The following is a 22,206-nucleotide window of genomic DNA, read 5'->3' on the forward strand; positions in this document are numbered from 1 at the left end:
GGACCGCGGTGGTCCTGACCCTCGTGGGCCTGACTCTCGTGGGTCTGACTCTCCTGAACGATCTCTTGCGTTTCACCTGCTGCCCTTCGTTTGTGGAACAGGTCGGGCCGCCCCCGGCGCCGGACGCGCCGGCCGCCGGGGGTCTGCCCTGGTCAGGGGGTTGCGGGGCCGGAGGTCAGGCCTTCGGAGTGAGGTCCAGGTCGATCGTGTTGCCGGTGCCCGCGGCGAAGAGGCTGAGGATGCCCTCGAGCGCGCCGCAGTCCTTGATCGGGGCGATCTTGTAGTCGGCGGTGCCGAGCTTGCCGCCGGCCTTGGGGTTGAAGAACTGCCCGGCGGGCGAGGTCAGTTTGATCACGGAGGGCTCGCTGGTCTTGCAGTTCGCGCCGCCGCCGATCGGGATGGCGCCGAACACCAGGAAGTTCGGCATCTTGATGTTCATCGTCGAGGTGGTGGCGATCTCGCCGCCGGCGTAGGTGCCGACCGTCTTGCCGATCTGCTCGAAGTCGACCTCGGCGGTGACGGGCAGGAAGCCCAGGATGTTCATCTGGCCCGAGGTCTTGCCGAGGAACAGGTCGCCGTTGATCGCGCCGGTCGCGCCGTCCACGTCGACGCCGATGGTGCCCTTGAGCGGCACCGTCCCGTTGGCGTTCTTGATCAGCGACTTGCCGCCGAGGGTGAAGCCGTACTTGAGGACGCCCGGCGCGACGGGGGCGGCGGTGTAGGGGAAGTACGACGGCGGCGTCAGGGGCGGCGGCAGCGTCTGGTCGCCCTCGACGATCTCGGCCTGGACGACCGTCGGGTCCTGCCCGGCGTCCTGCGTGCACGCGGCCTTGAACGTGCCCAGCGCGGCCGGGGAGCCGTCCTTCTTCTTCAGCAGGATGGTGAAGTCCATCGCGCCGAGCTTGGCGACGACCGGGCCGGCCTCGTCGAACGTCAGCGCCGGGGCCTCGCCGTAGCCCTTGAGCTGGAACGATCCGCTCGCGGGGATGGACGCGGGCTGGATCGCGTTCTTGATGTTGACGTTGAGGCCGTTCGGGAAGCCCGGGCCGGTGATGGCGGCCTTGGCGTCCGCGGCGCCCTCGATGGTGGCCCCGTCCACGGCGCCCAGTCCGCTGGTGGTGTCCGCGCCCAGCGTGGCGGTGAAGGTCACCTGGATCTTGCCGCTGCTCTGGCCGACGCCGAGCTTGGCGGGCACGTTGGTCTCGATGTCGACCTTGACCTGGCGCTTCCCGATGAGCGGGTAGTTGCAGGTGTAGGTGAGGGACTTCGCCGCCGCCGCGGCCGAGGAGCCCGCCGCGGCCGAGGGGGCCGCCGCGGCGGCGGGGGCCGCGGCGGCCGTCCCGGCCCCCAGGGCGCCGGCGAGACCGACGGCGACACCGGTGGCGGTGCCCAGCGCGATTCCGGTCCTGAGCCGTGCTGATTTCTTTTTCACTCGTACCTCTCAGAATGATGTGGGGTGGTGCACATCACAGACGTTTCGGGAACGAAAACTACTCCCCGGTAGCGAAATGGTCATCAGACGAGCGTGACAAAGTTTTCGAAAGGACGCTCACTCGATCCCAAATCCGAAATCGGGGTTTCCGAAGGCTCCGGGAGCGAAATCATTCACTCCCGGAGTGTTTTTCGGAATTGTTTATCGGTGGCTGATGATCAGCCGGTGCCGCTCTGCTGGCAGGCCCTCAGCGCCGCCGCCACCTTGGGGTCGTCGACCTTGGGGATGAACGGCTCCCCCGCGGCCGGGACGGTCGCGCCCCTCTTCTTCATGCAGGTCCGGAGAGCCTCGACCTTGGCCCGGACGGTGGGGTCGGAGCCCATGAGCATCTGCGCCGCGCACTTCTGGGCCGACTCCTGTTCCTTCGGCGACAGGCTCGCGCCCGGACTCGGAAGCCCGCCCAGCCCCGCCTTCCGAAGACACTCGGTGAGCTTTCGCTTGGCCTCCGCGGCGCGCCTCTCAGCCGCGGCCGCCGTCGTCGGAACGCCGCCTCCCGCGCTCGTGGCAGGCGTCGGGGAGGCCGCCGCGGAAGTCCCCGGAGGAGTGGCCGAGTCCGAGGTGCCGCCGTCGTCACCGCCGCATGCGGCGCCGGACAGCAGCACACCGGAGACGGCGATGATGCCGAACGATCTCATCCACGCTTTCACAGAATTTCTCCCTTGCGCGTCGCCGAGCACAAGAAGCGGCGAATCGTCATGAGGCCCAGGGCGCACTCCGTCAGCGTTCGGGCTGGACGGGGAGGCACTCGGCCGTCTGCTTCTTGCAGATGGGGCCTTGCCTGATCTTGATGAGGTTGCCGCCGCCGGCGATCGCCCCGGTGAAGAGCGGATCGAGATCCTCGCCCACACCGCATCCCGCGAAGGGAGGGATCGTGGTCGTCCCGGTCAGCAGGCCGCCTTCGAGGATGTCCTTGTAGTCCGCCGGCGTGGCGGTCAGCGTGATCCGCATCGGTTTCGCGGTGGCGCACCGGGCGCCGACGTCGACCGGGGCGCCGTTGGCCGTCGCGCCGTAGACGCGGACCCGCATGGTCGCCGACGCCTTGATGGCGTAGCCGCCGTCCCGGTACTCGCCCTCCAGCGAGCCCGCGCCGATCTGCCGCAACTCCATCGTCGCGGTGGTGGGCATGAAACCGAAGGTCAGGAAGGTGGTCCGGGACCGGAGCGGCCGGACGAACCTGAACCTCGCCTTGACGTACTTCTCCTCGACGGTCTTGAACGCGACATTGGCGAAGGCCGGGTCCTGCTTCGGGTCGTTGACGATCGCGGCGCCGTCGAGCTTGGTGACGTTGTTGTAGCCCGCCATGTACACGCAGCCGCGCGACGCCAGGTCGGGCGGCGCGTCCGGGTAGTCGCCGCATCCCTGGGGTGCGCCCTTGAGCGTGCGGACCGTGACCGGCTCGCTGGACGCCGACACGTTGCCCGCCGCGTCCCTCGCACGCACCGTGAACGTGTACGACGTCAGCGGCGCGAGCCCCTCGACCCATCCTTCGGGTTCGCCGGTGCCGGGGAAGGAGGCGGTGAGCTTGCCGCCGTTGTAGATGTCGTAGAAGGCGACGCCCACGTCGTCGGTGGACGCGCCCCACTTCAGCCGCACCCAGACGCCCCCGACATGGGTGGCCGTGGGGTCTCCGGGCGTGGTCGGCGGCACCCGTTCCGGCACGTCCGGCCCGAGCTGGACGGTCACCGGATCGCTGGCCTCGGACTCGTTGCCGTAGAAGTCGCGCCCGACAACGCTGAACGTATGTGCCGAGTTCGGCGTGAGGCCGCTGATGGTGACGGTGGTCTCCGGGCCGTAGGTGCTGAGCACCTTCTTAGTCCCGTCGTAGATGTTGTAGCCGCTCACACCGACGTCGTCCGTCGAAGCCCCCCACTTCAACATCGCGGTGGTGCCCGTCAGCGCGGTCGCACCCGGCCTCCCGGGCTTGGAGGGTGGCTGCGTGTCGGAGGCGACGATGGCGAACTCGGCGAGAAGATCGCTGCCGGACGTGCGCTTGCAGGGGACTTCGAGCCCGTCCTTGAAGTCGGTGGGACTGCCGTCCGCCTTCCTGAGGATGGGGTAGAGCACCAGTTCCCTGAGGACGAGCTTGCCCGCCCCGGGCTCGTCGAACGACAGCCCGACGGTCGAGCCCGTCGCCGGGACCTTGAACGAGCCGGCCGGTGGGATGCCCGATTTGGCGATCTCCGCCCGGGGGGCGACCGAGACGCCGTTCGGGTATTCGGGCGTCACCGCGGCCGCCCGTGCGAGGGCGGTGCCCGACAACGTGGCCGCGTCCAGGGTCCGCAGGCCGTTGGTCGTCTTCGCGTTGAGGGTCGCGACGGTCTCGAAGACGATCCGCGGTACGGGCCGTTCGCCGACGACCGCGACCTTCGGCACATTGGTCTTGATCGTGACGTCCAGGTCCTGCGGCCCGATGAGGGGGAACTCGCACCGGAACCGCATCGTCACCCCGTCCGGCGCGGCCCGCGCCGGAGCCGGGCCGGACAGCGCGGTGAGGCCGAGCAGGCCGCAGCCGAGCCCCGCCGCGGCGACCAGGCCCACCAGGGCCCGGCGCCGTCCCGAGATGATCCTGACGTTCATCGCCGCCTCTCGTGCAGTACCGGGGACTGCCGGCCAAGACTAGAGAGGCGATTAACCGCGGCGTAATACCAAGCTCCACATCCACACCACATTTGGCATCAGATGAGTAAGCCGCCCGACGGCCTTACTCATCGCCTGCTATCCGGTGTGACGCTTCCCGGCGACAAAATCAACGCCGGAACTTATCACTCGATGACGAACACCGATTTCAATTACTTGACCACGTGAAATTCTGGATGGACGTTCCACGCCGTCATCGCGGCGGCATCAAGGAAGACCGCCCCGCCGACATCGACGCACCGGCCCGCGGCGGCCAGCTGCCCGAGCAACTCCGCGGAGGGCGGTTCGGAGAACTCGACGAACACCCAACCCTCGACCCGACGCGCCACACGCTGGGCCATGCGGGCCAGGGCGGGGCGGCCGGAACGGTCGTTGACGAAGATGTGGAAGACGACGTCGGAGCTCATCGTCACCCCGGCCGCCCGCTCAAGGCTCTGGAGCTGCTCTGGCTCGGTTTCCGCGTCCGGCGCCTGGACTCCATAGCCGTATGGCAGGCCGTCGGCGGAGTACCAGGAGCCCGGATCCGACGCCGACCGGGCCAGGCCTTCGGCGACCATCTCCGCCACCGCGATCGGCTCGACACGCTCAGCGGCGTACGGGCTCAGGACGCTCAACGCTGTGCCGCCCATGACGCGGTATCAGCTCGCGATGCGGGTCGCGCCGGTGCGTTCGTGGAACGTGCGGCGGTAGACGGTGGGCGACACTCCGACCATCTGGGCGAAATGCGCCCGCAGGCTGGCCGCGCCGCCGAAGCCGCAGGTGTCGGCGATCCATCCGATCGGCCGGTCGCTCGTCTCCAGGAACTGCTGGGCCCGGCGCACCCGCTGCTGGAGCAGCCAGCGCAGCGGCGGCATCCCGAGCGTGGCGCCGAACCGGCGCTCGACGGTGCGCACGCTGACGTTGGCCCGGGCGGCGAGGTCGGCGGTGGACAGCGGCAGGTGCAGATGCTCGCCGGCCCAGTCGAGCAGAGCGGGCAGCCAGTCGTCGCGGACCACGGGCGAGGCCGGGCGGTGGTACTGGACCTGCCCGCCGTCCCGGTGCGGCGGGGTGACCAGGCGGCGGGCCAGCTCGGCGGCCACCGCGGCGCCGTGGTCGATCCGCACCAGGTGCAGGCAGGCGTCGATGCCGGCCACCGTGCCCGCGGAGGTGATCACGTTGGCGTCCTCCACGTACAGCACGGAGGGGTCGACGCGGACGGCGGAATGGCGGCGGCTCAGCTCGTCCGCGTGCAGCCAGTGGGTGGTGGCCCGGCGCCCGTCGAGCACCCCCGCGGCGGCCAGGACGAAGGCGCCGGAGCAGATCGACAGGATCCGGATCCCGCGCCGGTACGCCTCCCGGACGACGTCGACCAGCTCGGCGGGCGGGTCGTCGTGCACGTTCTCGCAGGCCGGGACGACGAGGGTGTCGGTCGAGTCCAGGTCCCACCCACCGGGGTCCGGCGCGAGGGTGAACCCCGGGCTCAGCCGGACCGGCGCGTCCCCGACAGGGACGACCGAGAACCGGTACCAGGGATCGGCCAGGTGCGGGCGGTCGACGCCGAAGACCTGGCACGGGACGGCCGCTTCGAAGATCGGCATGTCGTCGGTCACGGCCATGACGACGCGATGGGGGCGCATGACGCGAACCTAGCGCAGGTTGACGCCCCGGGCGGTGTCCGCCCGCGGCGGCTTCCAGCAGGATGAACGCAGTTCGCACGGCTGAAGGAGACCTGATGACGAAGACCCACGACCGCCCCGCCAACCCGGTGATCGCGGTGTACGGCGCCTACGGGCACACCGCGCGGTTCGTGACGGCGGAGTTGCTGGAGCGCGGCTGGACGCCGGTGCTGTCCGGGCGGGACGCGGCGAAGCTGGAGGCCGCCGCCGCGGAGCACCCCGGCGTGGAGTGGAGGGTCGCCACGGTCGACGACGCCGGCTCGCTCGACCGCGCGATCGACGGCGCGGCGGCGGTGATCAATGCCGCCGGGCCGTTCGAGGACACCGCGCCGCCGCTGATCGAGGCCGCGCTGCGCGCCCGGATCCACTACCTGGACCTGACCGCGGAGACATTGGTCGCGATCGACACCTTCGACACCTACCGGGACGATCCGCGGGTGAAGGAGGCGGGCATCGTGGTGGCGCCGGTGATGGCGTTCTACGGCGCGCTGGGCGATCTGCTCGCCACCGCCGCGATGGGCGACTGGCCGGCGGCCGACGAGATCTCGATCGCGGTGGCCCTGGACAGCTGGCAGCCGACCCGGGGCACCGTGCTGGCCGGACGGCGCCGGGCCGGACGGCGGGTGGTCTTCTCCGACCATCGGCTGAGCGTGCTCGCGGGCGACGAGCCGGCTCCGGAGGGCACCTGGACGTTCCCCGCTCCGTTCGGGACCCAGGACGTCATCGGGGAGTTCTCCACCACCGATGTGATCACCATCTCCCGGCACCTGGACACCGAGCGGATCAGCACCTTCGTGAACGCCGCCCCGCTGAAAGACCTCATGGATCCGGAGACTCAAGGCCCGCAGGCGGCCGACGACAGCGGCCGGTCGGCCCAGGTCTTCGTGGTCGAGACGGTCGTCCGCAAGGGCGGCGAGGAACGGCGGGCGGCGGCGCGCGGCCGCGACATCTACGCCTTCACCGCGCCGATCGTGGTGGAGGCCGTCGAGCGGATCCTGGCCGGCCGGGGCCGGGCCACCGGAGTCGTCACCGCCGGGGAGATCTTCGACGCCGGGGACTTCCTGCGGTCCCTGCCGCTGGACGAGCTGTCACTGTGACGGATCAGGCGGCGGCGTGCTCCGGGGCGGTGGTCTCGCGGACGAACGAGGCCACCTCGTCGATGGCCTGCATGCCCTCGGGGATGACGCCGGCGAAGGCCGGGAAGACGTGGATCTGATCCTCCCAGATCTGAAGGCGGTGCGGGACGCCGGCCGCGGCCAGGCGCTCGGCCATGAGCTCGGCGTCCCAGCGGAGGCCCTCGCGGGAGCCCACGATGATGAGGACGGGCGGGAGGTTCTGGAGCGCCCGGTCGCAGGGGGACGGAAGGGGATCGCCGTCCGTCCCGGCGAGAAGAAGGCGTTTCAGGGCCTTGAGGCGGTGCACCGGGATATAGGTGTCGGTCTTGGTGTGCGGGTAGCTCGCCCGGCCTTCGTGGTCCAGGTCGGCCAACGGTGAGAGGGCCGCGATCCCGGCGGGAGCGGGCAGGCCGGACTTGAGCGCGTCCAGAGCGGTGGTGAACGCCAGGAAAGCGCCCGCGGAGTCGCCGGAGATGACGATGTTCCGGGGGTCGTGACCCTGGTCGAGGAGCCAGCGGTACGAGGCGAGGGCGTCGGCCATGGAGGTGGCCAGCGGCGCGTTCGGAAGCTGGCGATAGGCGACGGAGAACGCGTTCGCGTCCGACCGTTCGGCGATGCGCTCGATCAGCTTGCGGTGCGTGCGGAGCCCGCAGCAGAAGAACCCGCCGCCGTGCAGGTAGAGGATGACCCGGCCGCGATCGGTGACACCGGCCGGGCGGATCCATTCGCCGTGGAAGCCGTCGAGGCCGACCCGTTCGATCCCGGTGTCACGGGCCGGGCGCATGAGCAGCGGCGCACCGAGGTCCAGGACTGCGGCCAGCCGGAGCATGGACGTGGTGAGCGGGCTGTAGCGGAAGATCGGCCTGACGACGTACCTCATGAACGCCGAGAAGCGGCGCGCCTGCTTGCTGCAACCTGGACGTTCCTCGATGACGGGCTCCATGAGCAGCACTCTCCTTTTGCCCCCGGGTGAAGTGCCCCGACCCTATGCAGCACCTTTCCGGCAAAGCTGCTCATCTCACGCCAAAACTCAGCCCTCGTCCCCACGCGGAACGCGCAAGGACGAAGTCAGGTCGCAGTAGCCGGCGGGCGGGTCGCCGACCACGATCCAGCCGACGACCAGCAGGAGGACGAAAACGGCGCCGAGCACCGTGATCGAGGCGCCCAGGATCGGCCCGAAGCGCGAGTCGCGGAACGCCGCGCGGGCGGCGACGGCCAGCCCGGCGATCGCGGCCGCCACCATCGGCATGACGAGCAGCGCGGTGACGCTCAGCAGGCTGAGCGCGAACCGGCCCCCGGGCTCCAGTTCGGAGCGGCAGGCCGACCACGATTCCGCCAGCTTCCCGATGGTGACCACGGCCGCCAGAAGCCCGGCGCACGCGCCGGCGACGATGAACCCGGCCGTTCCTGCCCGTCCCATGGACCGATCCTGATCGGCGATCCCCGATCAGGGACCGGCCTTCACCGGACCACCACAAGGTCTCCACATATGCCGCATATGCCGCATATGCCCATCACCTCCGCGCTAGACGGACACATCGGGGAGGCTTAGGTGAGCCGTTCGAGAACCGGGTCGTAGCCCTCCCCCTCCCAGCCGACCGACCAGATCGAGCCGGTCCCCGGAATCCGCACGAGGTCGCTGACATCGACCGAGATCTCCCGCGCGGGGCCCTGCGCGGTGGTCCACGCCGTGCCGTCCCAGTGCAGGTAGGACGTGCGGGCGGCGCCGCCCGCGGCGGGGATCCACACACCCGAACGTCCATCGAAGGCGAGCGAGCCGAAGTAGGGGAAGAACCTTGCCGCGCTGTTCCAGGGCACGCTGGTCACCTTGGTCCAGGCGGTGCCGTCCCAACGCCACAGCCAGTGCGAACCCATGGAGCCGGTGTAGGCCCACACGCTGTTACGTGAGACCGGCAGAATCGTCGCCGCCTCGAAGGTCGCCGCCTCGGGGAAGTCGTAGCGTTGCCAGGCGCGGCCGTTCCAGCGCAGGGTGAACGCCAGGCCGGTCTCCCGCACCCCTCCGATCAGCCAGACGTCCCATGGCGCGCGGGCCGCGACCGAGGCGAGCTTGCCGCGTTCGGGCACCTCGACCTGGCGGCGCACCCATTGGCCGCCCTGGAACCGCAGCACCACGGGCTCCTGCTCGGCGGCCAGCGATCCGCCGATCGCCCAGGCCGTGCCGCCCGGCTCGGCCGCCACACGGGGGATGCCCACGCCGAACATGAGCTGCGCGTTGGCGGACCCGGACGCGGGTTGTGCGGCCGTGGGGAAGGGCACTTGCTTCCAGGCGACGCCGTTCCAGTGGAGCGAGAGGGGCGCGGCGTCCTGGAGGCCGAGTCCGACGATCCAGGCAGCGCGCGGCCCGGCGGCGGCCACGTCCATGTACCAGTTCCATTGGAGCGGGGGCGCGGGCACGGTCCGCCACTGGCGCCCGTTCCAGTGCAGCACGTTCACCACGTCCCGCTGGTTCCAGCCGTACTGGCCCACGGCGAACGCGGTCCGCGGGCCCGGCGCGGCCACCGCCCACAGCTGCGGGGTGGCTTCGGGCGGAAGCGTCGCCGGGACCCAACCGGCCGTGGCCGGTGCCCGTCCCGCAGCCGACGCCGTCCCCACCAGGTCGCCGCCGATCAGCCCGGCACCCGCCGCGAGCCCCATGCCGATCATGCTCCGCCGGGACACCGCTCGTGCTCGTTCCATCGGCCCCTCCTTGATCGTTCTGACGTTGCCAGCAAATACTGGCACTGTCGGAACGGCCCGGGAAGCCGTGCGCGATGGCCACATCCGGCATTCACCGGACAGGCGCGAAAAAGGGGCCCTCGGAACGCGGGCTTGTCCGCCGCTGACAATCCACGCCGGAGAGTTGTCCGATGTGGAGCACAAGACGATTCCGCGCGGGCCGTCGGTCACGCGCTATTAACCTGCGTGAGCATTTTCCGGCGGGAGCGTGCATTCGACATAGAGAGAAAGTGCTCATCGCGCGACAGACTTCGGGTGTCCTACGGAGGTGTCGCATGACTGAAACTCTCGAGCCGGGATTCCTGGAGGACCCGACCCTGCCCCTCCCCCCGCGCCTGGCGCCGATCCTGCGGCCGGAACTGCCCAGCCTGGCCGAGGAGATCGTCGCCGAGATCCGGCGGAGCATCCCGGAGTACGCGGGACCCATAGACGGCCCGTTCGGCCACGTGCTGCGGCTCGGCGTGCAGGAGGGCCTGGCCACGTTCGTCGACCGGATCGCGGTCCCGCCCGGCGCCGCCGCGAAGAACGGCATCGAGAACGTCTGCCGCAAGCTCGGCAGGATCGAGGCGCACGAGGGCCGGAGCATGGACTCCCTGCAGGCGGCGTTCCGGACCGGCGGGCAGGTGGCGTGGCGGCGGCTGATGAAGGTCGCGCCCCGGCACGAGCTGTCCTCGTCGGTCATGTCGCGGCTGGCGGACGCGGTGTTCGCCTACCTCGACGAGCTGGTGGCGCTGTCGTTGCACGGATACGCCGAGGCCAAGACGCATCCGGCCGGGGCGATGGACGGGCGGCGCCGGCGGCTGCTCCAGCTGATCCTGGAGGACTCGGCCGGGAACGCGATGGTCATCACCGAGCTGGCCGAGGCGCTCCGGTGGAAGATCCCCGAGCGGGTGACGCTCGTCGCGACCGGGCCGGGGGTGCGGTGCGCGCCCGCCGCGCTGGACGAGGACGTGCTGCTCGACCTGGCGGGCCCCGAGCCGTACCTGCTGATCCCTGGTCCGCTGACCATGGCGCGCAAGGCCATGGTGCGGGCGGCGATCCCGGGCCGGCGGCTCGCCGCCGGGCTCACCGTCCAGCCGGTGCGCGCGGCCGACTCGCTCCGGTGGGCGCGCAGGGCGCTCGACCTCGCCGACGGCGGGATCATCGACGACGGACCGGTGGTGGCGTGCGAGGACCATCTCGTGACGCTGTGGCTGCTGTCGGACCCCGAGCTGATCGACCAGATCGCGCGGCGGGAGCTGGCGAGCCTGGACGGCATGACGCCCGGCCAGCGGGAGCGGATCACCGAGACGCTGCAGGCGTGGCTGGTGACGCGGGGCACGGCCGCCGAGATCGGCCGGCATCTCTACATCCACCCGCAGACGGTCCGCTACCGGATGCGGCGGATCGAGCAGAGCCTCGGCGAGCGGCTCAAGGACCCCGAGGCGCGCTTCGGCATCGAGGCCGTGCTCCGCGCGACGGCGCTGCGCGGCCGCGCCGACCCGGCCACCGGCCAGAGATCAGGCGACCGCTCCGCCTGATCCCCGCCAGGGTGAGAACCCGCCCGCCGCACGCGGTGGGCGGCTTCGCCCTGCCGTCACACGCCCTGCCGTCACGCCGCGGCGTGCGGGCTTCGCCCTGCCGTCACGCGCCCTGCCGTCGCACGCCCTGCCGGTCACGTCTCGGCGTGTGGCTGGTTGGTCAGATCCGCTGCCCGTTGATCGCCTGCATGACGGCCGGCCACGAGGTCTTCATCTCGCGGTCCCAGTACTTCCACTGGTGCCAGCCGTCGCCGTACAGGTTCGCGGTGACGGGGATGCCGAGCGCCCTGAGCCTGGTGACGAAGGCGGACGAGGTGAGGCCGGTCAGCTGCTCGCTGACACCGCCGACCAGCCGCGCCCTGATGGCCTCGGGCAGGGTCATGTCGGTGGGGTCGAGCGGGCCGCGGTTGCCGGTGGTGCCGGACGAGACGTAGAGGCCCGTCCCGCGCAGTTTGTCGGCCAGGTCGTAGGGGTTGTTGGCCCGCCAGTTCGCCCCGTGCAGCACCGGGATGCCCCAGATCCGGAACGCGTCCCCGACGCCCGCGTTGAGCAGCAGGAGCTGGGTGTCGATCCCCGGCATCGTGATGTGCAGCAGGCCGCTGTAGGAGGCGGCGTACTTGAACAGGCCGGGATGCCGCGCCGCCATCGTGATCGCGCCGAGCCCGCCGGAGGAGATGCCGATGGCCGCGCGGCGGTCGCCGCCCCGCAGGTTGCGCTCGATGAGCTGGCGCAGCTCGTCGGTGTGGAACGTCTCCCACGCCGGCGCCCCGAAGGCGCCGTAGTTGTACCAGTTGGTGAAGCCCGCCTGGCCGGGGTCCGGCATCACGAGGAGGGCGTCCCACTGCGCGGCCACGTTCTCGATGTCGGTGCGGTCCATCCAGGTGGCCTGGTTGTCCTCGCTGTCACCGCCGCCGAGAGCGAACACCACAGGCCACGTGCGCGCGGCGTCACGCTGCCAGCCCTGGGGCACGCGCACACGGACCTTCACCGTCTGCGCCACCGCCGGGGACTGGACGGTCAGGTCGACCGTGGACGAGTCCAGCCACGTCTCACCGGTGATCTGCGCGCCGTCGTCGGCCGGGACCGCCGCGGCCACTCGCGGGGCCGCGGACGCGGACGCGGGGAGCGCCGCCGGTACCAGGCCGACGCCCAGGAGGAGCGCGGTCAGGGCTCTCGTCACGGCCGACCTTCGCGACTTCGTTGTACGCATCCCTCGGCGTCCCTCCGTGCCGTCCATCATGATCACGACGGGGAGAAAGGTACCGGAAATGAGCAGATCGGACTACTCATATGAAGCAGTAATTTGCCCGAAGGTCGTGGGTCGAATGATGAATGGTGGCACGTCCGGCGGCGCCCGGTCCGTGCCACCATCGATCCTCACCGTAGCCAGCCGGTGACGGCCGGGAAAAGTCATCCGGTGACTCACTCTGCGCAATTCCTGCTCACCGAGTGATACTCACTCGCCGATCAAGTGCACCCGGCGGTTTATCAACGGATGCGCGAGCCCGTTTCGCGCAACGCCCGCACGCCGAATCGATCACCGCTGCTTTTATGTACGCCGGTGCACATTTCCGAGTCCCTGTTTGGCAGCGGTTTAGTACAGCGCGGCGGCGAACTCCTCTAGCTTTCAGAAGGTCCTGGACCACGACTGGAACGGTGCGCAGGGGTCCCCGCTCGGCGCGTCCCGCCCACCGTCGTGGTCTCGTGCTACCGCCGGCGTGACGGCCGGACCGGTCCCGATGGCGGCCCCGCCCGGGAACGGTCCGCGAGGTCCGACGGCGGCGGTGACGGAGGTGTGTCCCGATGACGCAGACTCTCGAGCCGGGGGCGCTGGAAGATCCCGCGTTCCCGGTCCCCCGCGGGCTGGCCGCGCTGATGCGACCGGAGCTGCCCACCCTGACCGAGGAGATCATCACCGAGATCCGGCGCGCCATCCCCGAGTACGCCCGGCCCCTGGACGGCGTGTACGGCCAGACGCTGCGGGCGACCGTGGAACGGCATCTCGCCGCGTTCGTCGACCAGATCGCCGACCCGGCCACCGTCCGGGCGTCACACGAGGAGGCCTGCCGCAAGCTCGGCCGGCTGGAGGCGCACGAGGGGCGGAGCCTGGACTGCCTGCAGGCCGCGTTCCGGATCAGCGGCCAGGTCGCCTGGCGCCGGATCATGAAGGCGGCGCCGCGCTTCGACGTCTCCGCCGCCGTGATGTCGGGGCTGGCCGACACCGTGTTCGCCTACATGGACCGGCTCGCCGCGCTCGCCCTCGACGGCTACGTGCGGGCCAAGCAGAGCCCGGTCGCGATCGTGGACGAACGGCGCCGCCGCCTGCTGCGCCTCGTCCTCGAAGGCCCGTCGGTCTCCCGGGCCGCGATCCGTGACCTGGCGGAGACGGCAGGCTGGACGGTGCCGGACGAGGTGGTGCTGGTCGCGACCCAGCCCAGCGCGCGCCACGTCCGGGCGACGCTCGACGGCGACGTCCTCGTGGACTTCGAGTCGGCGAGCCCGCACATGCTGCTGCCGGGCCCGCTGACCCCGGGCCGCCTCGCCATGCTCCGCGCGGCCCTCCCCGACCACCGGGCGGCCGTCGGCCTCACCGTTCCGCTGTCCCGCGCGTCCGACTCCCTGCGCTGGGCCCGGCAGGCCCTCGCCCTGGCGCGGCGCGGCGTCCTCGACGACGGGCCGCTGACCCTGTGCGAGGACCACCTCGTCAGCCTCTGGCTGCTGTCGGACATCCCGCTGATCGAGCAGCTCGCGCGGCGCCGGCTCGCGGTCATGGACGACCTGACCCCGGCGCAGTACGAACGGCTCGTCGAGACGCTCCGCGTGTGGCTGGTGACCCGCGGAACGGCGGCCGAGATGGCCGGCCTGCTCCACGTCCATCCGCAGACGGTGCGCTACCGGATGCGCCAGCTCGAACGCACCCTCGGCGATCGCCTCCAGGACCCGGAGTCGCGGTTCGGCATCGAGGTCGTGCTCCGTGCGATGTATCTGCGCCGGCGCGCCACGGGAGTCTGAAATGCGCGCCCGGTGACAACACCGGGCGCGCACCACGACGGGCCGTGCGCAACGGGCAACAGACTCTTGCCGGGAGCCTTGCCCGCTTCGATGAACCGTGGTCCGATCCCTTTCACTTCCATTCTTGTCGGCCTCGGAGATGGGCGGGAAAGTGCGCGCGGAACGCTCGCTGAAAGTGGCCGGGTCCCTTCTCGCGGTCGGCGTCGGTACCGCGTCCGTCGTCGCCGTGACCGCGAGCCTGCCGGACTCGTCCGGGTCCTCCGCCGACTCCCCGATGGGGAACTTCGGCGAAGCGGATCCGACGCCCGGCACGCCGCCCGTCTCCGGAGAGCCGTCCGGATCGCCCACGTCCAGCGAGTCCCCGGACCCGACGCCGACGAAGGAGCCGTCGCCCACGCCGACGAAGACGTCCAAGCCCACCGACCCGCCCTCTTCTCCAAAGCCGCCCAAGCCAGAGAAGCCGTCGCCCGCGCCGAAGTTGTCGCTCGTCCTGTCGGTCTCCGCGGGCTCGGCGGTCCCGGGCGGCTCGCTGACCGCGACGCTCCAGGTGTCGTCGGCCCGCGCGGCGGCCACGGGCGCCGTGGTCCGGCTGACCGCCGCCGGCGCCTCGACCTCGCCGAGCTCGCAGGGCCTCGGAACGATCTCGGGCAGCCGGTCCGCGCTGTCGGTGGTGCGCGTCCCGGCGAACGCCCGGGCCGGGACGATCACGCTGGTGGCGACGGCCTCCGCGAGCCACGCGGCCACCACGACCGTGACCCGCACGATCTCCGTCACGGGCGGTCCGGCCCCCGCGACGCCGCCGCCCGGGGCCGGCGGGCAGAGCGTGCCGCCCGGCGTGCCGTCATTGCCGCCCGGTTCCACGACGGCGCCGACCGCGCCGGCCGCGCCGCCGCCGGGACCGCAGGTGGCGCTCCCTCCGATCGCCACACCGCAGATCGCGCTCGCGACCGGGACGCCGCTCGGACCTGCCGCGCTGCGCGGCAATTCCGCCCCTATCGACAGCGCGGAGAACATCACGGCCGTTCAGGCTGGCTGGCTGGCTGCCCTCCTGACGGTCGGCTGGCTTGTGATCCTCCGCCTGCGGCTGACACGCCGCAACAGCAGACGGGGCCGGGTGACGATCGTTCAGCGCCGGTCGGCCTTGCGACAGGAAGCGCCCGCGCACCTGCGGTAGCGCTCCAGCCACGCCGACAGCCGATGGAGCCGGGCACGGATGCGATCGGCCCTCGGCGATCGGCCCTTGCCGGCGAGAGCGGGATCCGCGACGAGATTGTGCAGCTGGTACGGGTCGGTGGCGAGGTCGAAGAGCTGACGTTCCCCGGTCGCGTACTCCACGTAGGTGTAGCGGCCGGTGCGCAACGCCGCGTATGTCGGCGGCAGCGGGCAGCCGCGGGCGTGCTTCACACGCGTGTCGCAGTCCGGCCCTTCCGGATGCTGTTTGGCCTTGCCCGCGAAGAACTCGACCAGCATCGCGCGGCGCCAGTGCCGCCGTTCGCGGCCGCGCAGCAGCGAGGTCAGCGGACGTCCTTCGGCGAACGGGGGGACGCGTGCCCCCGCGAGCCGGGCGAACGTCGGCGCGAGGTCGACGGTCCCCGCCAGGGCGGAGCTCGTGCCGCCCGCCGGGACGCCGGGACCGCGCACGAGCATCGGCACCCGGATGTCCTCCTCGAACGGCGTGGTCTTGCCGGGCTGCAGCCGGTGCTGGCCGAGATGGAACCCGTTGTCCGAGGTGAAGAAGATGTAGGTGTTCTGGAGCCGCCCGGTGTCGCGCAGGCTCTTCATCACCGCGCCGACCATGTCGTCCACCGACAGCATGGACCGCAGCCGATCACGGTGGATGGCGTCGATCCGCTTGATGTCCTTGGCACTCAGCTTGGGCTTGCCGCTGATCCAGCGCGGCTCCCCGAATCCTGGGGCGGCCTTCTCCGCGCCGGTCGTGCCGGTCGCGCCGTCGCCGGCCTCGTCGGTGAGGCCCGCCGTCCCGGTCCGCTTGACCGCACGGTTGAACGAGGGGGTGCGCGGCACCTTCGCCGTCGCGAACGCCCCCGCGTGCCGGGCCGCGGAGGCCGCGGGCAGGTGCGGAGCGACGGGCGCCAGGTAGAGGAAGAACGGCTTGGCCTTGGGCGTCTCGCGCACGAACGAGACGGCCTTGCTCGTGAGGACGTCGTCCAGGTGATCCTCGGGCGCGCTCCCGTACGGGACGAGAACGCCCCGCTCGACGAGCTGGTAATCGCGCTGCCGGTACATGCGGCGCGGTGCCGGGACGCGCCAGTCGTCCCAGCCCGGCGGGACGTACGTGGGGCTCGCGCCGTTCGGATAGCCGTTGAGGAACTTCCCGATGAGGCCCGTCCGGTATCCGGCCGAGCGCAGCCAGGTGCCGACCGTCGAACGGTCGAGTCCGCGGGCGTAGAACTCCGGGAAACCGCCGTTCGGCGGGTTGTTGGTGAGCACGCGGTGACTGTGCACGTACTGCGACCGCAGGATCGTCGACCGCGACGGGCAGCACCACGAGTCGGAGACGATGAAGTTCGTCAGGCTGGTGCCCTCGCGCCGGAGCCGGGCAAGGTTGGGGAAGAGGTTCAGCTCCGTGCGGTCGAGATCGTCGGCCAGCACCACGACGATGTTGGGCCGGGCCCCGCCGCCCGCCGCTCTCCTGGCCGCCGTTCCCTCGGCCGCCGCTCCCCCGGGCGGCGCGGACCGCGGCACGCCGGCCGCCGGGCCCCCGAGTGAGAGCACGAGCAGCGGCGCCATGAGCCCAGCGAGCCAGCGCCGCCGATGGCGGCGACGGTGGCGAACGGCACGGTTCAACATCCCTCCCCCTGCATCCCTCCCTCAGCATCACTACCTCCATCTTCTTCCCCGCGAGCCCGCCGACATCACGGTGAGTGACTTTCTTTAACCGCCGGTTGTCGCTGTCTGAGGTCGGACGCGGGAGTCCGCCCGGACCGGTAGCGTTGGCCGACGTGCCCGCCGCAGACCTGCTGACCGACAGCGACACCCAGATTCCGGACATGGCGACCCTGCTGGCCGCCGCCGTCGAAGCCATCGGAGGGGCGGAGCGCCCGGGCCAGGTACGCATGGCCGAGGCCGTCGAGCGGTCGATCCGCGCCAAGGAGCACCTCGCCGCGCAGGCGGGCACCGGCACCGGCAAGTCGCTCGCCTATCTCGTCCCGGCGATCCGGCACGCGGTCGACAAGGGCACCACCGTCGTGGTGTCGACGGCGACCATCGCGCTCCAGCGGCAGCTCGTCGACCGCGACCTGCCCCGGCTGGCCGAGACGCTCGGCCCGCTGCTCGGCAAGGAGCTGAAGTTCGCGATCCTCAAGGGACGCCGCAACTACCTGTGCCTGCACCGCGTGCAGACCGGCGTGCCCGACGATCCCGAGGACGGCGGCGCGAGCCTGTTCGACCCGCAGCAGCTCTCCGCCCTCGGGCGCCAGGTCAAGCGGCTGAACGAGTGGGCCGACGAGACCACCACCGGCGACCGCGACGAGCTGGTGCCCGGAGTGAGCGAGCAGGCCTGGCGCAACGTCGCCGTCAGCGCCAAGGAGTGCCTCGGCGCGACGCGCTGCCCGCAGGGCACCGAGTGCTTCGCCGAGCTGGCGCGGGCCGAGGCCGGCGAGGCGCACATCGTGGTCACCAACCACGCGCTCCTCGCCATCGACGCGCTGGAGGAGTTCCAGGTCCTGCCCGAGCACGACGTGGTGATCGTCGACGAGGCGCACGAGCTGGTCGACCGCGTCACCTCCGTCGCCACCGGCGATCTGAGTGCCGCCGCGGTCGAGACCGCCGCGCGCCGCTGCGGCCGCCTGATCGAAGAGGGCGTCGCCGACCGGCTCAAGGAGTCGGCCGAGGGGCTGAGCCTGCTGCTGGAGGAGATGCCCGCGGGCCGGATGGACGTGCTCTCCCAGGCGCTCGGCAACACCCTGGTGGTCGTCCGCGACGCCGCGCACGCCTGCCTCAGCGCCCTCGGGCCCGAGAAGAAGGACCAGGAGCCGGGCGACGCCGCCGCGCGCAAGGCCGCCCGGTCCGCGCTCGACGACCTGCACGACACGGCCGTCCGGTTGCTGGAGTCGTTCCAACCCGAGATCGCCGCGCGCCACGACGTGGTGTGGCTCGACAAGCCGTTCGTCCAGGACGGCCGCCCCAAGCGCCCGCCGACACTGCACGTCGCGCCGATCGGGGTCGGCGGCCTCCTGCGCACGACGCTCTTCGAGAAGCGCACCGCGATCCTCACCTCGGCGACGCTGACGCTCGGCGGATCGTTCGAGCCGCTCGCCCGCCAGTGGGGCCTGCCGCCCCTGGAGGCGCCCGCCGTGCCGGAGGCCCGGACCGCCGCCGAGGGCCTGGCCGCGACGGCCGACGACGAGACCGAGAAGAGCAAGAAGGACGACACGGAGCTCGTCTGGTCCGGCATCGACGTGGGCTCCCCGTTCGACCACCCCAAGGCCGGGATCCTGTACGTCGCGCGGCATCTCCCCCAGCCCGGCCGCGACGGCCTCGCCGACGCGTACCTCACCGAGATCACCGAGCTGATCGAGGCCGCCGGCGGCCGCACCCTGGGCCTCTTCTCGTCCATGCGGGCCGCCCGCCAGGCCGCCGACGAGCTGAAGGACCACCTCTCCCACCCGCTGCTCTGCCAGGGTGAGGACTCCACCTCCCTGCTGGTCAAGCAGTTCGCGGAGGACGAGCGGACCTGCCTGTTCGGCACGCTGTCGCTCTGGCAGGGCGTGGACGTGCCCGGCCCGTCACTGCAACTCGTGATCATGGACCGGATCCCGTTCCCCCGGCCCGACGACCCGGTCTCCTCGGCCCGGCAGCGGGCGGTCGCCGCGCGCGGTGGCAACGGGTTCATGGCGGTCGCGGCCACGCACGCCGCGCTCCTGCTCGCCCAGGGCTCCGGACGGCTGCTGCGCTCGATGGACGACCGCGGCGTGGTCGCCATCCTCGATCCGCGGCTCGCCACGGCCCGCTACGGCGGCTTCCTCAAGTCGTCGCTGCCGCCGTTCTGGGCCACCACGGACGCCGAGACCGTCCGCGGCGCGCTCCGCCGCCTCGACGCCGCCGCGGCCGCCCCCGCCGCGCCGGCCGGCGCGGAAACCAGCGAAGACGGCGACACCACACCCTGACCACACTCTGATCAGCCGATTCTCGTCCCCCCGGGCTTATGATCTTCGGCGATGCCCGCGCGTCCGGGAGGCATGGCATGACCCCATCTCGTCCGTTCCGCCGGCGCCGGTTCCTCGCCGGGACCGGCGCCGTGGCGGCGAGCGGGCTCATCGGCCCGGTGCTCCTGGATCCCGTCACGGGCGTCCGGGCCGGCGTCCGGACGGCCGCCGGCGGCCCCCTGCCCACCGGCCTCTTCACGCTCGGCGTCGCCTCGGGCGATCCGGAGCCGGACGGCGTCGTGCTGTGGACCCGGCTGGCCCCCAAGCCGGTCGAGGGCGGCGGCATGCCCGACCGGAACGTCGTCGTCCGGTGGGAGATCGCCGCCGACGAGCGGTTCCAGGACGTCCGCCGGGCGGGACGGGCCCTGGCGAGGCCGTCCCTCGGGCACTCGGTCCATGTCGAGGTGAGCGGGCTGTCACCCGACCGCGAGTACTTCTACCGCTTCCGCGCCGGCACCGAGATCTCACCCGCCGGGCGCACCCGCACGGCCCCGTCCTCGTACACCGACCCGCGGCGCCTGCGCTTCGCGTTCGCCTCATGCCAGAGCTGGCAGGACGGCTACTACACGGCGTACGAGCACCTCCTCAAGGAGGACGTGGCGTTCGTGGCGTTCCTGGGCGACTACATCTACGAGTCGCCGCCGTCCACCAGCGGCGTGCGCACCCATGAGGGCACGGACGAGCCGTCCACCCTCGGCCAGTACCGCGACCGCCACGCGCAGTACCGCACCGACCCGCAACTCCAGGCGGTCCACGCGCTCTGCCCCTGGATCGTCGCGCTCGACGACCACGAGGTCGACAACGACTGGGCCGGCGCGGTGCCGCAGGACCCGGCCAAGCAGCTGCCCGAGCAGTTCCACGACCGCCGGATCGCCGCGTTCCAGGCGTACTACGAGCACATGCCGCTCCGCCGCGGGTCGATGCCCCACAGGCTCGACATGCAGCTCTACCGCCGGTTCCACTTCGGCCGCCTGCTGTCGCTCCACGTCCTCGACACCCGGCAGTACCGCAGCGACCAGCCCGCCGACGAGCAGGGGGCGAGCGCCCCCGTGGCCACGATCACGGGCGCCGCGCAGGAACGCTGGCTCACCCGCGGCCTCACCCGCTCGGACGCGCGCTGGAACGTCCTCGCCAACCAGGTGATGATCGCCCAGAGCGACGAGGCGGCCGGTCCCGGGCACGCCTTCGGCGACTGGGACAACTGGGGCGGCTACCTCGTCCAGCGCGCGCGGCTCATGCGGCTCTTCGGCTCCGGCCGCGTCCGCAACCCGGTCGTGGTCACCGGCGACCGGCACGCCACCTGGGCCTCCGACCTCAAGCTCGACTTCGACGATCCCGCCTCGGCGACCGTCGGCGCCGAGATCGTGGGCACGTCGGTCTCGTCCGGCGGCGACACCGACCAGACCGCGTTCCACCGGCGCTGGGATCCGCTGCGGGCCGAGAACCCGCACTGGAAGTACTGGGACGGACGCCGGGGGTACGTGGTCTGCGACGTCGAGTCCGACCGCATGACCAGCAGGCTCCGCGTGGTCGACACCGTCCGCAGGCAGACGGGCGCGACCATCAAGACCGCCGCCGAGTTCGTGGTCGAGGCCGGCAAGCCCGGCATCACGGTCACCGCCCACGACACGCCGCCGGCCTCACGGACCATGCATCTCCGCTCGCAGGCGCCCGACAACGACCAGCCGCTGTAGGCCGCACCATCCCAATCGGACTGACACTGACAAAGCCGACACTGGCAATCGGACCAATATTGACATTCTTCGCAAACACGTCTTGTTAACCACAAGAACGGCGTTCACACTCACATCGGCGCCGCAAGAGCGATCGCTTCCGTTCCCCCTACGGAGGTGTCCCGTGGGTCCGAACCCACCCCGTCGTCCGACCCCACGCCGTCGTCCGATCCCGCCCCGCCGCCTGGCCGTCTCCCACCTGGTCACCCGCCACCTGAACCCCCGCCACCGTCTCACCCCGGTCCTCGCCGCCACCGCGCTCGCGGCCGGCCTGGTCACGATCCCCGCCACCGCCGAGGCCCGGACCGCCGCCGCTCCCCCCGTTCCCGCCCGGATGGCCTCGCTGGGCGACTCCATCACGCGCGGCTTCAACGCCTGCGGCTGGTACTCCGACTGCCCGAGCCGGTCCTGGTCGACCGGCTCCACCAGCTCGGTGAACAGCCACTACCTGCGGTTGCGCGCCCAGAACAGCGCGCTCACCGCCTACAACGACGCCCGCTCCGGCGCGAAGATCGCCGACCTGAACGGCCAGGCCCAGACGGCCGTGTCGCAGCAGGCCGGCTACGTCACGATCCTCATGGGCGCCAACGACGCCTGCACGTCGTCGGAGTCCTCCATGACCTCGGTCGCCGACTACGAGACCCGGTTCCGCGGTGCGATGAGCACGCTGAAGACCGGTATGCCCAGCGCGCTCGTGTTCGTCGCGAGCGTCCCCGACATCAAGCGCCTCTGGGAGGTCGGCCGCACCAGCGCCGCCGCCCGCACCGCGTGGTCGGCGTTCGGCATCTGCCAGTCGATGCTGGCCAACCCGACCTCCACCGCCGCGGCCGACACGGCCCGGCGCGACCGCGTCCGCCAGCGCGTCATCGCCTTCAACCAGGTGCTGTCCACCGTGTGCGCCGAGTACGGGGCGAACTGCCGCTTCGACGGCGACGCGCTCTTCTCCTACCCGTTCACCCTCTCTCAGGTGAGCGGCTGGGACTACTTCCACCCCAACACCAGCGGCCAGACGGTCCTGGCCCAGGAGAGCTGGGTGCGGAGCTTCTGGGCGTCGGCCCTGGTCTCCCGCGAGGCCGCCGCCTGACCGGTCGCACGCTTGAGCTGGTGCGGGCGGGGCCCGGCGGCCCCGCCCGCACAC

General features: G+C 71.6%; 17 protein-coding genes. 7 read left to right on the plus strand and 10 right to left on the minus strand.

Features of this window, described 5'->3' with window-relative positions:
• Window positions 1-175: 175 nt before the first annotated feature.
• From ACGFNU_RS29450 to ACGFNU_RS29470, 5 genes are all read right to left on the minus strand, one after another.
• Window positions 176-1,432, minus strand: coding sequence for a DUF6801 domain-containing protein (locus tag ACGFNU_RS29450; RefSeq protein WP_392598746.1), 1,257 nt, complete (start codon window positions 1,430-1,432; stop codon window positions 176-178).
• 218 nt (window positions 1,433-1,650) lie between these two features.
• Window positions 1,651-2,139, minus strand: a complete 489-nt coding sequence (locus tag ACGFNU_RS29455; RefSeq protein WP_392598748.1) for a hypothetical protein — start codon at window positions 2,137-2,139, stop codon at window positions 1,651-1,653.
• A gap of 70 nt (window positions 2,140-2,209) precedes the next feature.
• A complete protein-coding gene (locus ACGFNU_RS29460) occupies window positions 2,210-4,069 on the minus strand; it encodes a DUF6801 domain-containing protein (RefSeq protein WP_392598750.1) in 1,860 nt (619 codons plus the stop codon).
• A gap of 212 nt (window positions 4,070-4,281) precedes the next feature.
• On the minus strand, window positions 4,282-4,758 hold the full coding sequence (locus ACGFNU_RS29465) for a hypothetical protein (RefSeq protein ID WP_392598752.1): 477 nt from the start codon (window positions 4,756-4,758) through the stop codon (window positions 4,282-4,284).
• Between the two features lie 9 nt (window positions 4,759-4,767).
• Window positions 4,768-5,745, minus strand: a complete 978-nt coding sequence (locus ACGFNU_RS29470; RefSeq protein WP_392598754.1) for a DJ-1/PfpI family protein — start codon at window positions 5,743-5,745, stop codon at window positions 4,768-4,770.
• Window positions 5,746-5,840: 95 nt separating this feature from the next.
• On the opposite strand from ACGFNU_RS29470, the gene ACGFNU_RS29475 reads away from it, so the two are divergent.
• Entirely contained in the window at window positions 5,841-6,881 is a 1,041-nt protein-coding gene (locus ACGFNU_RS29475; protein WP_392598756.1) for a saccharopine dehydrogenase family protein, read from the plus strand.
• Window positions 6,882-6,885: 4 nt separating this feature from the next.
• On the opposite strand, the gene ACGFNU_RS29480 is transcribed toward ACGFNU_RS29475, so the two are convergent.
• The 3 genes from ACGFNU_RS29480 to ACGFNU_RS29490 form a co-directional block, all read right to left on the minus strand.
• Window positions 6,886-7,842, minus strand: coding sequence for an alpha/beta hydrolase (locus ACGFNU_RS29480; protein WP_392598758.1), 957 nt, complete (start codon window positions 7,840-7,842; stop codon window positions 6,886-6,888).
• An 87-nt stretch (window positions 7,843-7,929) separates the two neighbouring features.
• Complete coding sequence (locus tag ACGFNU_RS29485) at window positions 7,930-8,319, minus strand: hypothetical protein (RefSeq protein ID WP_392598760.1); 390 nt, start codon at window positions 8,317-8,319, stop codon at window positions 7,930-7,932.
• A gap of 128 nt (window positions 8,320-8,447) precedes the next feature.
• Window positions 8,448-9,596 (minus strand): hypothetical protein, encoded by a 1,149-nt coding sequence (locus tag ACGFNU_RS29490; RefSeq protein ID WP_392598762.1) that lies wholly within the window; start codon window positions 9,594-9,596, stop codon window positions 8,448-8,450.
• A gap of 314 nt (window positions 9,597-9,910) precedes the next feature.
• Between ACGFNU_RS29490 and ACGFNU_RS29495 the strand changes: the two genes are divergently transcribed.
• Window positions 9,911-11,155: a helix-turn-helix domain-containing protein gene (locus tag ACGFNU_RS29495; RefSeq protein ID WP_392598764.1), complete on the plus strand. Its 1,245-nt coding sequence runs from the start codon at window positions 9,911-9,913 to the stop codon at window positions 11,153-11,155.
• Window positions 11,156-11,315: 160 nt separating this feature from the next.
• Here ACGFNU_RS29495 and ACGFNU_RS29500 read toward each other — a convergent pair whose 3' ends face one another.
• Window positions 11,316-12,335: an alpha/beta hydrolase gene (locus ACGFNU_RS29500; protein WP_392598766.1), complete on the minus strand. Its 1,020-nt coding sequence runs from the start codon at window positions 12,333-12,335 to the stop codon at window positions 11,316-11,318.
• 623 nt (window positions 12,336-12,958) lie between these two features.
• Here ACGFNU_RS29500 and ACGFNU_RS29505 point away from each other — a divergent pair.
• Together ACGFNU_RS29505 and ACGFNU_RS29510 are read left to right on the plus strand one after the other, a co-directional pair.
• Window positions 12,959-14,167 (plus strand): helix-turn-helix domain-containing protein, encoded by a 1,209-nt coding sequence (locus tag ACGFNU_RS29505; RefSeq protein WP_392598768.1) that lies wholly within the window; start codon window positions 12,959-12,961, stop codon window positions 14,165-14,167.
• 175 nt (window positions 14,168-14,342) lie between these two features.
• Window positions 14,343-15,341, plus strand: a complete 999-nt coding sequence (locus ACGFNU_RS29510) for a hypothetical protein (RefSeq protein WP_392598770.1) — start codon at window positions 14,343-14,345, stop codon at window positions 15,339-15,341.
• Here the strand turns inward: ACGFNU_RS29510 and ACGFNU_RS29515 are convergent.
• Window positions 15,293-16,918, minus strand: coding sequence for a sulfatase (locus ACGFNU_RS29515; protein WP_392598772.1), 1,626 nt, complete (start codon window positions 16,916-16,918; stop codon window positions 15,293-15,295). The genes ACGFNU_RS29510 and ACGFNU_RS29515 overlap by 49 nt on opposite strands.
• A 260-nt stretch (window positions 16,919-17,178) precedes the next feature.
• Between ACGFNU_RS29515 and ACGFNU_RS29520 the strand changes: the two genes are divergently transcribed.
• From ACGFNU_RS29520 to ACGFNU_RS29530, 3 genes are all read left to right on the plus strand, one after another.
• Entirely contained in the window at window positions 17,179-19,296 is a 2,118-nt protein-coding gene (locus tag ACGFNU_RS29520; protein WP_392598824.1) for an ATP-dependent DNA helicase, read from the plus strand.
• Between the two features lie 77 nt (window positions 19,297-19,373).
• Window positions 19,374-21,029: an alkaline phosphatase D family protein gene (locus ACGFNU_RS29525; RefSeq protein WP_392598774.1), complete on the plus strand. Its 1,656-nt coding sequence runs from the start codon at window positions 19,374-19,376 to the stop codon at window positions 21,027-21,029.
• 163 nt (window positions 21,030-21,192) lie between these two features.
• Window positions 21,193-22,152 carry an SGNH/GDSL hydrolase family protein gene (locus tag ACGFNU_RS29530; RefSeq protein WP_392598776.1) on the plus strand — a complete coding sequence of 320 codons (960 nt, stop codon included), beginning with the start codon at window positions 21,193-21,195 and terminating at the stop codon, window positions 22,150-22,152.
• The last annotated feature ends 54 nt before the right edge of the window (window positions 22,153-22,206 follow it).

The sequence above is a fragment of the Spirillospora sp. NPDC048911 genome, from assembly GCF_043198015.1.
GTDB lineage: Bacteria > Actinomycetota > Actinomycetes > Streptosporangiales > Streptosporangiaceae > Spirillospora.